Here is a 14,560-nt window from a genome sequence, read left to right on the forward strand (position 1 = left end):
GGGATCGATCAACACCCCAGGACACCGGATGATCTTATGGTTCGGTGGCAACGGAAACATTAGCACACCACATTCAGCACTTCGTAAGAATTTTTCTTCACAGGATGAAAAACTTCCATCTGTGCATTTTTTTGCAGAATGAACGCAGGAGAGTGAGAGCCGCAATTTGGCCTCCCTCGATGAGAGGATTCAGCACAGATCCGATGGATGCAGGACGACGTCCACATCAGGCATCTGTTCGCGGAGTATCTCCGCCATACCCGCGTCCGAGACGATGACGCGATACTGCAGGTCACAGTCAGCGCTCAGGCGCTTGTGACTCCGCAGTTGCTCAAGTAGCCGATTGACGGCCTGCTGGGCTCGATAGCTCCCCTCGCGCGCAAGCCGAAAGGTCTCCGCCAATCCGCCGTATCCGCACTTGCACTCGATCACATCGCGGCCCATGCTGGCGTCGAACTTGGCCAGCGCGCGATTGCTGTTCTCGCCCAACCGCCAGTACTCGCACGGCTGTCCGCCGGTCGCCTCCTGGCAGAACATGTTCGCCACCGGGTCTCCGCCGGAGCCGCCCAGCTTGGCAATCATGCGGCAGCCTGGCCGCGAGAGCTGTCGAGCATGTTCGACGCACTCTTCCGGCACACCTTCCGTATCCTCGTCTGGCCGAGGTTTAGGTTGAGGCTGTGCATTGGGTTGCGGAGTCGGCGTGGGCTGCGCTCCGCGCTTGCTGTACACGTAAACACCAACTCCGATTGCCACCGCAGCCACAACCGCCACGCCGATGATGACCCAGCCCACCGGCGTCAGGCCAAGGAAAGTAGCGGCCGCCGCGCCACCGGCTCCTAGCTCGGCTACCCCTGTTCCTCCCGCCGCCAGCAGTCCCCCCTCGGCCAGAACACCGCCACCGGCCGCCACAGTGGTCGTCGCCTCTGCGCCTGTGGTCACCACAAGGCTCTCAATCTCGGGGAGTGCGGGTTCCAGCAATGTTTCAACATCGACAGGCGTGAAGTTGCCGGGAGACGGAGCGTAACGCTGCACACCTGCACCAGCATAGCTACCGATGGCGGGCGCTCGCTTGGGATCGGAAGACATCACCGCATCGGCTACGCGGCTCGCCTCCCGCTCCGCCGGAGTCTCTTCGCCCTCCACCACCAGCGATTTTGCCGCAATGCCCTGTGGTGTCCGCTCCGCGACAGCAACCGGCGTGGGCGCGGCAGGCGTGTCCCGAGCACCCACCAGGTCGTGCGCGGCAGACCGCAATCTGGCTGGGGTAAACAGCCCCAGAACCTTTCGACACTCCGCGTCATTTCCCCGCGAGGCCGCCTGCCGGATACGCGCGATGCCGTCGCGCAGATGTGCGAGGTCTCCGCGCACTGCGCTCTTGTCCGATGCCGGTCGCGCCATTGCGGCCAGACGCGCATCTGCGTTGTTCGCATGGCGCTCCAGGAGATCCGCCAGTTGCGATGCCCTGCTCGCCGCAGTAGCTCCAGGGGCCGCTGCGTTTTTACCTGCCGTAGAGCCTCCTCCGGCAGGCTCCCGCATGAGCGTTGTCCGACCAGACGGTCTGCGCTGCAACGATGGATTCTGCTGCACCACATGCGTCAGCTCATGCGCCAGAAGGCTGCGCCCGGCAGTGCTTCCCGGCGCATACTTTCCAGGAGCGAACGCGATGTGGCTGCCGACCGTATAGGCGTGCGCCTGCACGTCCCGCGCGGAGTCCGCCGAGGCGCGGTCCGCATGGATCCGCACGCCACTGAAGTCGATGCCCATGCGCTGCCGAAAGAATCCAAGTGTGGGCTGATCCAGTCGCTCGCCCTGCGAGTTCAACGCTCGATGCACAGACTCCGGCGCCTCCGCGCCTACGGGTCCAGAGGCACTCCTCTGCAGTTTTTTCTTCTCTTCTTCTTCCTTGCACTTGGAGCACTTGCCACCCGCAGGCGCACTACCTCCGCAACCACAGCGCTGCAGTTTTGGGGTGGAGGCCGTACCGAGGACATTGTCCCTGCCCCCACTCGCTACCGACTGCGCACCGTTCTCTGGCTCCTGCTCCATTGCGCCGCCTGACGTTTCCGTGACCAGGCTGCGCTGCAAAGGCCCGGTAGACAGTGAGGTAGCGCGGAAGGAGATCAAGGGGTGCGGCGAGGATGGCTCGTGCCCGGAAACAGAAGCGGACGGCGTTGCAGCCGGAGACACGCGGTGTTGCTTTCTCACAAAAAGCGGAACGGCTCCAACCATCGCATGCCTCTCCTTCTTCTCTCGCCTCTGCCGTCGCGGTCATCACCGAATCCAAATCCCGGACCGGGGCAGCAATGGCAGTTCTACTCCCGAGATACAACCGCCGCCGCATGACGCTCGCATCTCGCGCGTCGAACTGGTCTCATAAAGCCACCTGCGACATTCCAGAAACCAGACGCGACGCCCGGCACCGAGGAGTGAACAGCCACGGTCCCGTATCCGCGTCGATAGACATCTGAAAACGCTGACAGCATAGCATCGAAGGTCTCAAGCCCGAGTGGCAATTATTTAAACTCGACCGTAAACCAGTATTTTTGTCTACCAAACCCCTCCAGGTACTTAGCGAGAACGTCAATGCCGATATTCTCCCGGGCGGCCTGATACCGGAGACGTCAATTCGGCCCACAGGGAGCTACCTCCTCTGTTCTTTCATAACGTGAAGGATATGAGCCAGGCCCTCCGCGGAGAAAACTTCGTCGATGGCATCCCTTGCGCTTGCCGCAGCTTCTTCCGCTCGAGCAAACATCGTAATCTCAGAGCCCTGAACCCCGGCTCTCCAGTCCTTGTGACTAGCCAGAGCGAGTGCGAGGTCCGTCGCGTCTCGCATGGCAAGATTTGCCCCGTCGCCGCCGAAGGGAGACATCAGATGAGCGGCATCACCCAGCAGTGTGACTCCAGGCCGATGCTCCCAGCGGTGACCAACCGGCAACGCATAGATGGGCCGAGGGGCAACCTTCCCTCCACCAGCACCAGACCTGTAGATCAACTGCAACAGGTCCTCGGACCAGTCACTAAACTGATCTGCCAAGCTGGCCTTCACAGCCTCACCTGATGACCAATCAAGACCGCTCGTCTCGACCCAATCCACCGGCACCCTCATCCCGGCGTAGATGCCGAGGTGGCTATTCGCGTCGCGATGGCCGATGATCACTTTGGAATCTCCGAGGGCAAACATCATACCCCGTCCGACAATCTGTGCCAGTTCCGGATGACGCACATCCGCATCGTCGACGCCGAGCGCGACGAACATCACGCCACTGTAGATGGGTTGCTCGTCCGACAGCAACGGCCGTAGGCGTGACCATGCACCATCCGCTCCTATCACCAGGTCGAATCTCTCGCTCCATCCATTCCGAAACTCAAGCTCGAACGTGTTATCGTCCCGTTGTCTAGCAGCAGTCAGTTCGTGGTCCCAGCGAACAACGCCGGACGGCAGAGAGTCCAGGAGCATCTGCCGAAGCTGGCCTCGATCTACTTCAGGGCGGTCCTTTCCGGTAACATCGGCATCGACGAGTAGCAGCCTGCCGTATTTGTCGTAGATCCGTAATTCCTGATCTTCATAACGGGCGATGTGCTTAAACTCCTCGCTCAAGCCAGCGCACCGAATCGCAAACTGGCCCGCATCAGGATGCATGTCGAGCGAGCCTCCCTGTGGCCGCGCCGAAGAGAATGCTTCGCGTTCGAAGACCACAGCATGAATATCGTGGAGATGCAGAATACTGGCAAGAGTCAGACCACCAGGGCCCGCTCCAACAATCGCGATATGTGGTGCAGAGCGCTCAGACATCCGTTAGACTCCTTCGCTTTCATCGCAGGGTTGTTGAGTGAGTTCTTTGACAGCCTTCTTCAGCCAGGCCTTACTCCAAGTCAGACGTCCGGCTCGAAGGTCTCCAGCAATAGACTGGACCCAGCGAAGTTCAGCCGTCGCCTGAGCATGGAGCAACTCAACTTCGAGCCGAAACAAGCGTGGCAGAAAATGAGACGCGGCTATCCGCGCGTGATGCCGGGCGATCTCAGGTTCGAGCACTGCAATTCTCTTCTCAAGCTGGGTGAGCGCGTCTTTCGGTGTGAGAACAGGAAGGACGGAGATCGCAGCGGGAAATTCGGGAAACTCACGAGAGGGTGCGGAAAGCATATCTCGAGTCCACCGAACGAGAGTTGTTTTACCTGTATCTGTCAGCTCATAGACCGTTCGCTCGGGACGATTGCTATCGCGGTCAACGCCCCCTGCGATGAGCAAGCCCTCTCGCTCGAGGCGAGCAATTGTCTGGTAAAGGCTGTTGGGCTGGATCACGTTAATAACTTCATCTTCTCCCCTCCTTTTGATCAGTTGCCGCATCCGGTAGACGTGCATGGGTTCTTCATAGAGAAGCACGAGAACAGCGAGTGCAAGAGGGGATCGCTTTGGTGCAGATAAAGACATATAAATAATATACATATTATGATTAGTATGTACATGGAACAAACATGACTCTGAAGACATGGGCGATCTTCTTCTCGGTTTCGTCACAGGGATATCCCCGAAGCCACGGAGGGCGCTCCATGAATACTTTGAACTGGAGATGTATCTGTCAATCTGATGCCACCTGATCAAGGATGACAGACAGAATTTAGGGACTTTTTAGAGGCTCAGGCTTCACCGTAAAAAGGAATACCGCCGCTCCCCATGATTCCGGCGTTCTCCAGATTGGGGCAGTTAGCACAAAAGTGTAAGGAAGTGATAGCAACCGTTATTTCGTTTCCTATACTTCGCATCTCATAAATGATGCCAATCCGGCATAACTGTTATTCGTCTACCTTCGACACAACAGTTTGTGGACAAATCTAACTGCCGGTCAGGAAGCAGAAGTAAGTGCAGGATCAGCACCGGATGAACAGCGTCCTAACGATTTAATAATTTCAAAAAAAGTAAAGTCATTCTCTCGCAGGAGATGAGTGCAGAGCTAAATCCTAACCGGGCAAGATCATTCGGTGTCGTTACCCCCTAAGCCTTTTCAAATTCGAATCCCTTCCTCATGGTTTTTCGGACACGCCTGTTGACAGTCGCTATCAGCGTCCGTATATTTTGCGACGCGCAATAAGTGGCTCTTCACGCGTGGAGAAATGTCCTGATTCTTTTCCTATCGATTTGTCGGTGCTAATCCCGAGCATGTCATGGGTTTAGCAGAGTCATTTTCCCTCGAGACGCCTTGCCCTCCTTCGGGCATGAATCTCTGCGTCAAAATTTCAGCACTAGTTAAGTCAACCGTAGTTGACCTAAAAATAGACTCGCCCAGCACCGATTGATACACCTTCTTGGAGGCAGTATGAAACATGCAATTGCTCTTTGCTTTGCTTTCTCTTTATTTCTATCTACCTTGTCGTATGGCTAAGCCGTCGACAGCCAGCAGATCTCCGGTGCCGTCACCGATGCAACCGGCGCAGTCGTCCCCAATGTGACAGTAACGGTAACAAATGTCGGCACCGGTCTCACCAGGGTCGTCACCTCAAACAGCGATGGGAACTACATAGCTCTCGATCTTCCAATCGGAATCTACACTGTCTCGGCAACCGTACCCGGCTTCAAGAAAGTGGTGGTCCAGGAGATTCATGTTGACGTTGGAGGTAAACCCAGCGTTCCGATCTCCCTGGAAGTCGGTGTGGAAAGCTAATCCATCACAGTACGAGCAGATGCCGTGCAGGTGAATACGACCAGCGCCGAGGTAGGCTCACTGGTTACCAGTACCGAGGCGACCAACCTCATGCTGAACGGTCGCAACTACATTCAACTGATCGCTCTGTCGCCCGGCGTCTCCCAAACCGTAGCCAGCGGATTCGCGCTATTCGGCACCTATGGTGTGAGCAGCAACGCTCAGTCGGTCAACGGAGGGCGCACTGACACAGCGAACTACTTTATCGACGGCGTGGACAACAAGGACAACGGCGGCGGCGGCAACAACTTCGTCAATATCTCTCCCGACGCGCTCGACCAGTTCCGGACCGCATCGTCCGCATACGATGCCAGCTACGGAGGCAGTTCAGGAGCAACTATCAGCGTCGCAATCAAAAATGGAACACAGCAGTTCCATGGAATTGCCTACGAGTACCTTCGCAACGACGCGATTCAAGCCTATGCCTTCCAGCCACTCGGAACCGTCACCCCCGTCAAGCCACCATTGCGTTACAACAACTTCGGTTGGTTCGTTGGAGGTCCTATCTACATCCCAGGACACTTCAACACTAATAAAGACAAGCTGTTTTTTTTCGTGGGTCAGGATTTCAAGCGGCAACGCACCTCAACGGTTGCCACGCTTGCCGTTCCGACGGCGGCCCAAAGAACCAGCCTCCCACCATGCAGTTCAAGTGTTACCACCGGTTGCTCTACGGCTACAGGACGCGCCCTTGTAAATCTCTTTCCGGCCTCCAATACCTCCGACGGAAAGAGCTTCAACTACCTCAGCCTTAATCCCCTCAATACCCAGGAATATCTCTTCAAAATTGACTACAACGTCAACTCGAAGAATCAAATATCAGGCCACTACGTGCACGACCTCTACACGGGGTTAGGTGCTCCTACCGGACTTATCACTTTTCAGCGGCACATCCCAGGACTCACGTCGTCGGTTCAGTGGACCAGAACCATCAACGCAAAGACGCTCAATACATTGACGGTATCCTTTTCGGGTAACTTGATCACCGAGAGCCAGGGCATAGCCCCCAACGGCCAACTCGGCATCACCAGCATCCTGCGCTCCGCGTACAACCTTAATTACCCCACTCTCTTCAATTTCTCTCCGGATATTCCTTCTGTCACAACGACGGGTTTCTCCACTCTTACTGCCACGGCAATCAACTTTGATAACTGCCAGCGCATCTATGCCGCTAAGGACGACTTTTCGCGGATCATCGGGAATCATAGCCTCAAGGCAGGTGTTTATGTATGGCGCGGACGAAAGAACCAGACATCCATCCCAGCGATTAATGGCAACTTTGGCTTCACTTCTATCCAGAATGAGTTGATGGGAAACTTCTCTACCTATCAGGAGGGCAGCAGCATCCAGCAGGTGCAGGCTCGCTTCTCTCAGGTCGAAACCTATGTTCAGGATGATTGGACGGTTAACCACCGTCTCACCATCAACATGGGACTACGCTGGCAGTATATGCAGCCCATCTTCAGTGCGCTCAATAATGCTTCGGCGTTCGATCCAAACTACTACGATCCAACCCACGCGGCGACGGTCAATGCGGCGGGAATCATCACCAGCAATCCCTATCCTTATAACGGCCTGGTGCTTCCCGGAGCAGGTTTCCCGGCACAGGCACAAGGTCGTGTGTCGGTCGTGAACAATCCTCAAGTACTCGCTCTCTTCCACAACCTTCCGCTCGGCCTGGTCAATACCTACTGGAATACCGAAGCACCTCGTATAGGATTTGCCTATGATACGAACGGTAAGCAGACAACCGTTATCCACGGGGGTTTCGGCATCTCGTATGAAAGACTTGAAGGCAACTACTACTACAATTCGGTTGCGCAGCTACCCTTCACCACAGTCGCCAACATCTCGAATGGAAATGCCGATACTCTGACGAGCGCGTCCTCTGCTGCCGCAAACCCCAGCACGATTACGAACTCGTACGATCGAAATCTTCAGCCGCCCCGGGTCATGAACTGGAGTGTCGGAGTGCAACAGAAGCTCGCGAACGACACGATTGCAGAGATTAACTACGTTGGCTCGTCGTCCGGCAATCTTACCTACTACAAAAACATTAATCAACTTCCTGGCGGCACACTACAGCAACATCCAGGCATATCGCCGCAGGCTCTTCGCCCCTATCTCGGATACCAGGATATCTTCCAGAGCACAAATGGAGCGATATCGAACTACAACTCTCTCCAAGCTCACCTGCAAAAACGCATTAACAACGGCGGCACCGTCAACGTCTCCTATACCTGGTCAAAGTCTCTGACGGACGCACAGGACTACAACTACAATCCACAGGATAGCTTCAACCTGAGAGCCGATTATGGACCACAGCGCTATAACCAGCCACAGATCCTGGTGATCAGCTATGTCTATCCTCTTCCCTTCTGGCAGGAGGGTGGCGAGTGGTACAAAAAAGCCCTCGGCAAGTGGCAGATTTCTGGCATCACCCGCATCTCCTCGGGGCTACCGATCAACGTCACTTTGCCCACGAACTCGGCTAACTCGGGCGACGGAGTAACCTCGGTAGCACTGCGTCCGAATTTGGTGGGAGATCCTCGCGCCGGAGTAAGTGGCAAGCAGTTTCTCAACTCTGCGGCCTTTGCCACACCCACTCCAGGCACCTTCGGCAACTTTCAGGCTTATGGAGTCAAGGGGCCGACTTACGATAACTGGGATGTCTCTCTTCAAAAGACCTTCCCGATCTTTGAGCAGCTTGGAGTTGACTTCCGGGCTGAGATGTTTAACGCACCGAATCACCTCTCTTACTTCACTATCGCCGCTCCAGCAGTACTTGGCACCAGCAACTTCGGCCAGGTGACGGTGGCAACCGATCCGAGAACGATGGAGTTTGCACTTAGGATTCATTTCTAGTTGCAACCACTTGAAGAGTAACGCAATCGAAACGAAAAAAGCCGGAGTGCCCATGACTCTCCGGCTTTTTTGCCGATGCAGTTAGAAGCTATACTTCGCGGCTAACTGCAGTGCGCGGTTTGAGTATCCAGATGCCGTGCTGCTGATGACACCAAAGCTGCTGGAGCCAAACTCCGTGCCAGGACTGGAGAACTGCGGAGTATTCAGTGCATTGAATGCCTCTAAGCGAACCAACAGGCTATGCCGATCGTTGTAAGGCATGGGAAAGCTCCGCGAAAGTCCCAGTGTCAACGGATAGTGCGAGGGCGTGCGCAGGCCGTTGGGATTACGCGGAACGTTGCCATAGTGGCCGTTAGCATTCTGGAAGGCAGCAGTGTTGAACCAGCGGTTTAGGGTTCGCTGGCTTGCCGGAAGCTCCAGCGTATTGACATCGTTGCCCGGCGCAAAGTCAGGGCGCTGGAACAAGTTGTCGTTGTGCTCCAGATCCTGCGACTGCGTAATAAAGAGCGGTGTACCCGTCACGTAAGAGTAGAGGCTGGTCAGCATCCATCCATTCGCAAGGGCCTTCGACATACGACTCTGCATATCGAACTTAGTTTCATAGACAAAACCGATCGAGAGGTAATGACGTTGATCGGTAAGTCCGCTTGCCCACTCCTTCGACGTCGGGATCTGCGTTTCACTGCGTGATCCGTTGGTATCGCCGCCCTGATTATCCAACAGGTGCGAGTAGGTGTAGGAAGTAGTCAGCGTCAGCCCATGCGAGTACTTATGCTGGAACTTCGCCTGCAGGCCGTGGTACTGCGAAGCACCATGGAAGTCGACGTAACGAATACGTCCATAGGTTGGGTAAGGACGATTCGCCTGCACCGTGATCTTAGTGCCGTCGTTCGGCGGGCCGGAGTTGAAGTATGGAATCGACGTATCCTGATGCGTTCCCTTTACCCCCACATACGAGATATCGAGCACATTGTTCCAGAACTGCTTGGAAAGCGTAGCCGTGTAAGTCTGCAGATAGAGGTCCGGGCGGCGATCATCCGCCGGCAAAGTTGCAACGTTCGCGCTTGCCGGAGCGATAGAGGCAGGGACTGGGTTGTTGATCGTCGCCTGCGGCGCGGGAGTCGTGGGCGCAGTGACGGTAGGGCCAGTCGTGTTCGAGATCGAGAAGCTCGAATCGATCGGCGGGTTCAACTGCAGAATATTGATATTGTCGAACTTGCCGCCATAGAAAGTAATTCCATAAGCCCCGCGAAACACCATGTTGCGTGGAAAGCTATAAGCAAAGCCAACGCGGGGAGAAAAGTCTTTATGAGTAATCTTCCAAAGAGGATTGGGTAACGGGACCAGAGTAGGAGTCGCCGTGCTGAAGTCCAGCGTGCGCGACGTGTTGAGATTATTATGCGGAGGCATCCACAGGTCATAGCGCAGACCGATGTTCACCGTGAGCTTCGGCGTAGGCTTCCAATCATCCTGCACATAAAAGCCATAGCGCCACTGCCGAGCCGCCGTCAGCGGCACGCCTTCCGGCGTGATCACCGAGGCAGGCAGACCGAGCAGGAAGTCGGCGCCAGCATTACCAGCCGACGCGGCCAACTGAGTACCGCCCGAAGTGAACTGCGGGCCCGCAGTCAGCGCTCCGGTAAAGCTCAGAGAGCCGAAGGGCGTGTTGTTGGTCGTTGCGTTGTCCTGTACGTGACGCAGATCGCCGCCCATCAGGATGGTGTGCCGCCCCTTTGTCCAGGTGAGATTGTCCGTAAGTTGGTAGGTCCGACTGTCATCCAGATTCGAAGCAGCAGTGCCGCTACCCACTGTGACGAAGTTCGAGATCGTGATCGTCGGGAAGCCCTCCTGCGTCGGCGGCAGGGGAACGCCATTCAGAGTGAACTGGTTGATGCCGAGCTGCGCAGCCGTGAAGTCGCTATTGTAATAACCGGCAGGAAGCTGCTGCACATGCTCCAGGTCTGCTCCGCCGCGAACCTCGTTGATGAGTGTCGGGCTAAAGATATGTACATACTGCAAGCCGGTGTTATGAATCTTGTAAGTGCCGGTATAGCTGAAGACAGGGTTATAGCTGGTCAGCGGAAAATCGCGTCCCTGATAGAGATAGTGAATCGCAAGCTGGTTCTTGTCATTGATCTTGTGGTCAACACGAGTGAGGTACTGATTATTCACCTGATTGCCCGTCTGCACGCCGCTGTAGTTGTTCACGGTGCCATTGCTGGTACCCGGAATATTCGGACGCGGCATGTAGTTACGAGCGATATTGAGCGCCACAGAGTTCACCGGAATCTGTTTATTAGCGTAGGCATCTCCAGTGAAGGGGTTGCGCAGATAAGATTGTGGTACAGCAGAGAAGTCGCCATTCAACTCAGCATCGGTAAAGACCGTGGTCGTCTCCGCCGACTGCTGGATAGAACGAATTCCCTCATAGCTGAACATGAAGAACGTCTTGTCCTTCACGATTGGCCCCGTGACCACACCGCCAAACTGGTTCTGCTTCAGCACCGTCTTCGCCAGCGGAGCCGGGCGAAAGTAGTCGCGCGCATCCACGGCCGAGTTGCGAATGAATTCGAACACCGTTCCGTGGAACTGGTTCGTGCCGCTCTTCAACTGCACGTTGACGATCGCGCCCGCACCACCGCCGTACTGCGCACCATAGTTGCTGGTCAATACGCTAAACTCCTGCACCGCATCGACCGAGGGATAAGCATTCACGTACGGACTGCGATTGTTAACCATCGTGACGCCATCGAGGAAGACCTGCCCCCATGTGTTCTGATTGCCGTTCGACGAGACCGTGGACCCGTCGGTAGACGACGAGTGGTTATCAGGATTGGTCACGGTGACACCGGGAGTCAGAACCGCGAGATCGTTGAACTTCCGGCCATTCAGCGGAAGGTTCGCAGCCTCAGTCGTACCCACGACAGCACCCAACGTTCCATTGTCCGTGGTCAGCAGAGGCTGCGTCGTATGCACTTCCACTACTTCGTTGCCGCCACCAGCCTTCATGGAGACATTAATCTTGGCCTGCTGGTTGATCTCCAGCGTAATACCTTTCGTTTGGTAAGTGGCAAAACCGGGGGCAACGACAGAGATGTCATACGAGCCCGGAATGAGGTAGGTGATGCTATATTCGCCTGAATTTCCAGAGGTGAAGCTCTTGGTTTGTCCGGTAGTGGGACTGGCGATAGTGACGGTCGCCCCGGGAATTGCCGCACCTCCAGCATCGACAATCGTGCCACTGATGGATGTATCAACCGTTTGTGCATAAGCGGCCTGCGTCAGGCCTGCTAGTAGAAAAACAGGATAAAGGTGCTTCAGTTTGAGCATACGAGGCCTCTTAAAACTCTGTGGAGGGAATAAAAGCCAAAAAATAATGAAAATGTGGTGAATTGAATGCCCCGATTACACCCTGAGCCGGACTAGCCGTCGTCGGCTAGTTGACCGAGAAACATCTAGGCCAAAGAGCCTAGACAGGCCGATTAGCCAGGCCAAATTGAGACACACCTTACCGTTCCGCCCTTTGCAGAGGCGGTCCCTGCATTTCGCTCTGTTTGCTGTTATCCCAAATGGTTCAGACAAGAGAATCCATAACAGGTCTCCTCAAGTAACGCCTCTATACTCGGGCTTACCAACGGCCCCGCCCTTAGCCGCTCCGTTCTCAATCCCGACTTCTCAAGGTAGTCTTCATGCGGAATCCACTGATAGTCCTCTGCGCCTTATTCGTGGTGGGCGTTCTCCACGCTCAAAATCCCTGGCAGCCATCGGCCGGGCACACACAGATACCGATATGGCCCGGAGCCGTGCCCGATGCTCGACCCACCACGGGGCCAGAAAACGTGCAAAGCGTCGGCCCTGAATCCCTCGTCGCCGGCAAGCCGTGGCTTTGGCTGGAACGGGTCTCACAGCCGACGATGACCGTGTACTCCCCCCGGGGTAAGAACACCGGCGCAGCCATCATCGTGTTTCCTGGCGGCGGCTACGAGGGACTTGCGATTGACCTTGAAGGCACGGAGGTCTGCGACTGGCTTGTCGCAAAAGGCATCACCTGCGTTCTGCTGAAGTACCGTGTGCCCGCGCCCGCTCTGCCCCATACTGGGGTGCATACCCTCAGTCCCCCATCGCTCTCGAAGACGCGCAGAGAACCATCAGCCTTCTGCGCTTTCGCGCCGCCGAGTGGCACATCGATCCTCACAAGATCGGCGTGCTCGGCTTCTCCGCCGGCGGCCATCTCGTAGCAGCCACCAGTGTCCACTTCGACAAGCGCCTCTACGCCGATGTCGACGCCGCCGACAAAGTAAGTTGCCGTCCCGATTTTGCAGTAGCCCTGTATCCCGGTCACCTCTCGGTGAAGGCAGGCTCTCTCGACCTGACCCCGGATATCGCGAGCCACATCACCCCTCAAACGCCACCCACATTTCTGCTACAAAACGAAAACGACAACGTGGACACCATATGGGACTCGCTGACCTACTACGCAGCGCTCATCAAGGTGCATGTTCCAGTGGAGTTTCATTCGTACGCCGAAGGTGGCCACGCCTTCGGCCTTCGCAGAACGAAGTACCCGGCAACCGCATGGCCGCAGCTCGTTGAAATTTGGCTCCAGACGATCGGCATGACTTCGAATTGACCAATGCCATTGCATCAAACAGTTCGTCACCAATTCCTTGGCTTACCAAGCCCGATCTCACGTAGTGGAGCTGCCCTCTACCCCTGCGCGACTACCCCACCATCGTCCTCGGCCACGGCGGCGGCCAGCTCACCAGCTGGCTGATTGAACACATCTTCGTCCCGCCTTCCGCAACACCACGCTCGAAACGATGGCTGACTCCTCCGTCCTGCCACCTGCCGCAGGCCGCCTCGCCTTCTCCACCGACTCCTACGTCGTCCACGGCATGGCCATCATGAGCGTCCGCGTGGGACTGGAGTTCCAGCCCCTCATCCGCAGCGACACGGCGGCGCTAAACGGCCTAGTAGCAATACTTCTGCCCTTCTCCCCGCACCTGCACGTCCTAGCTCGCGGCGGCCTTGCCGGTTCGCTCCACGAAACCGAGGCCCAATCTCAGGTCGGCATTCTCTTCGACGAGCGCAGCCTGCCGGTTCTGCCCGAGGTGCAAGCAGCCTGCGACCATGCTCGGCATGGACCCGATCTATGCACACAATGAAGGCAAGCTGGTCGCCACCTTCGATCCACTCATCGCCGAAGACCTTCTGGCCCGGATGCGAGAGCACCGTCACGGACTCAGAGCCGCCATCTTTGGCACGGTAATAGAGCGTCACGTGGGAATGATCGCATCAAAAACAGCCATCGGCGGCACTCGGATTATTCCACTACAGATCGGCTAGCAGATCCCGCGTATCTGCTAGTAGGAGGACCACTTACTCTGGGGACGAGCGGACAACATCGTTAACGATCCGACCTCGAGAAACACCCTCGATTCCATTTCCAACATCGGCTCTCATGCTATGATTCGATTCTTGGATTTGTATTATGAATATTGGAAGGCTTGTCTCTCTGAAGGCTCTTCCGCCCGGAGCGCCAGTCTCCCTCAACACCCGAGAAAGCAGATTGGCCCCATATCTTAAGCTTTATTTAATCTCATACCTTATTTATTTAAGGTAGGCCATACTCAATCGCGGCTCGTCTATCAGGTCAGCGGCTGAGCGCATTACCATTATCTTCGAGGACTATGAACGCATCCACCGAACCAACCCTTGGCACGACCGATCCCGACTCCGTCCAGGGCCGTGTCCTCCGAGTCGTTGCCACCTCACGCCGCCTTCCTACCGAGTCCGTCACCTCCGACAGCACCTTCGAGCAGCTCGGCATCGACTCTCTCGACCGCATCAATCTGCTCTTCGACCTCGAGAACGAGTTCGACATCTCCATCGACGATGAGGAGGCCAAAACCATCACCACTATTCCCCAGATGGTGACCGGCATCCAGCAGCTACTCCAGTCCAAGGAGTCCGGGCTGGCCAGCATCTAGGCCAGC

General features: G+C 56.2%; 11 protein-coding genes. 7 read left to right on the forward strand and 4 right to left on the reverse strand.

Features of this window, described 5'->3' with window-relative positions:
- Positions 1-189 precede the first annotated feature (189 nt).
- The 3 genes from FTO74_RS19435 to FTO74_RS12765 all read right to left on the reverse strand — a co-directional run bounded on the left by FTO74_RS19435 (position 190) and on the right by FTO74_RS12765 (position 4,447).
- Positions 190-1,833, reverse strand: a complete 1,644-nt coding sequence (locus FTO74_RS19435; RefSeq protein WP_220399011.1) for a DUF4157 domain-containing protein — start codon at positions 1,831-1,833, stop codon at positions 190-192.
- 808 nt (positions 1,834-2,641) lie between these two features.
- Entirely contained in the window at positions 2,642-3,796 is a 1,155-nt protein-coding gene (locus FTO74_RS12760) for an NAD(P)/FAD-dependent oxidoreductase (RefSeq protein WP_162538494.1), read from the reverse strand.
- A 3-nt stretch (positions 3,797-3,799) separates the two neighbouring features.
- The gene (locus FTO74_RS12765; protein ID WP_220399012.1) at positions 3,800-4,447 is read right to left on the reverse strand and encodes a PadR family transcriptional regulator; all 648 of its coding nucleotides are present in this window, start codon (positions 4,445-4,447) and stop codon (positions 3,800-3,802) included.
- A gap of 952 nt (positions 4,448-5,399) precedes the next feature.
- Here FTO74_RS12765 and FTO74_RS19540 point away from each other — a divergent pair.
- A complete protein-coding gene (locus tag FTO74_RS19540; RefSeq protein ID WP_220399133.1) occupies positions 5,400-5,660 on the forward strand; it encodes a carboxypeptidase-like regulatory domain-containing protein in 261 nt (86 codons plus the stop codon).
- Positions 5,661-5,684: 24 nt separating this feature from the next.
- The gene (locus FTO74_RS12770; RefSeq protein ID WP_220399013.1) at positions 5,685-8,564 is read left to right on the forward strand and encodes a carboxypeptidase regulatory-like domain-containing protein; all 2,880 of its coding nucleotides are present in this window, start codon (positions 5,685-5,687) and stop codon (positions 8,562-8,564) included.
- Between the two features lie 81 nt (positions 8,565-8,645).
- On the opposite strand, the gene FTO74_RS12775 is transcribed toward FTO74_RS12770, so the two are convergent.
- Positions 8,646-11,894 (reverse strand): TonB-dependent receptor, encoded by a 3,249-nt coding sequence (locus tag FTO74_RS12775; RefSeq protein WP_162538495.1) that lies wholly within the window; start codon positions 11,892-11,894, stop codon positions 8,646-8,648.
- Between the two features lie 359 nt (positions 11,895-12,253).
- On the opposite strand from FTO74_RS12775, the gene FTO74_RS19780 reads away from it, so the two are divergent.
- The 5 genes from FTO74_RS19780 (at position 12,254) to FTO74_RS12790 (ending at position 14,554) form a co-directional block, all read left to right on the forward strand.
- Entirely contained in the window at positions 12,254-12,802 is a 549-nt protein-coding gene (locus FTO74_RS19780) for a hypothetical protein (protein ID WP_255462242.1), read from the forward strand.
- On the forward strand, positions 12,721-13,194 hold the full coding sequence (locus FTO74_RS19785) for an alpha/beta hydrolase (protein WP_255462640.1): 474 nt from the start codon (positions 12,721-12,723) through the stop codon (positions 13,192-13,194). The genes FTO74_RS19780 and FTO74_RS19785 overlap by 82 nt, the downstream gene beginning before the upstream one ends.
- Positions 13,195-13,384: 190 nt before the next feature.
- The gene (locus FTO74_RS19545; protein ID WP_220399014.1) at positions 13,385-13,729 is read left to right on the forward strand and encodes a hypothetical protein; all 345 of its coding nucleotides are present in this window, start codon (positions 13,385-13,387) and stop codon (positions 13,727-13,729) included.
- The gene (locus FTO74_RS19550; RefSeq protein WP_220399015.1) at positions 13,704-13,910 is read left to right on the forward strand and encodes a hypothetical protein; all 207 of its coding nucleotides are present in this window, start codon (positions 13,704-13,706) and stop codon (positions 13,908-13,910) included. The genes FTO74_RS19545 and FTO74_RS19550 overlap by 26 nt, the downstream gene beginning before the upstream one ends.
- A 344-nt stretch (positions 13,911-14,254) precedes the next feature.
- A complete protein-coding gene (locus tag FTO74_RS12790; RefSeq protein ID WP_162538496.1) occupies positions 14,255-14,554 on the forward strand; it encodes a phosphopantetheine-binding protein in 300 nt (99 codons plus the stop codon).
- The last annotated feature ends 6 nt before the right edge of the window (positions 14,555-14,560 follow it).

The organism is Granulicella sp. WH15 (assembly GCF_009914315.1).
Taxonomy (GTDB): Bacteria; Acidobacteriota; Terriglobia; order Terriglobales; family Acidobacteriaceae; genus Edaphobacter.

Excerpts from the sequence above, each read along its gene's own strand:
- FTO74_RS12790 (WP_162538496.1), top strand. The coding sequence starts at position 14,255 with ATGAACGCATCCACCGAACCAACCCTTGGCACGACCGATCCCGACTCC.
- FTO74_RS12760 (WP_162538494.1), bottom strand. The coding sequence starts at position 3,796 with ATGTCTGAGCGCTCTGCACCACATATCGCGATTGTTGGAGCGGGCCCT.
- FTO74_RS12775 (WP_162538495.1), bottom strand. The coding sequence starts at position 11,894 with ATGCTCAAACTGAAGCACCTTTATCCTGTTTTTCTACTAGCAGGCCTG.
- FTO74_RS19545 (WP_220399014.1), top strand. The coding sequence starts at position 13,385 with ATGGCTGACTCCTCCGTCCTGCCACCTGCCGCAGGCCGCCTCGCCTTC.
- FTO74_RS19780 (WP_255462242.1), top strand. The coding sequence starts at position 12,254 with ATGCGGAATCCACTGATAGTCCTCTGCGCCTTATTCGTGGTGGGCGTT.
- FTO74_RS19550 (WP_220399015.1), top strand. The coding sequence starts at position 13,704 with ATGGACCCGATCTATGCACACAATGAAGGCAAGCTGGTCGCCACCTTC.
- FTO74_RS12765 (WP_220399012.1), bottom strand. The coding sequence starts at position 4,447 with ATGTATATTATTTATATGTCTTTATCTGCACCAAAGCGATCCCCTCTT.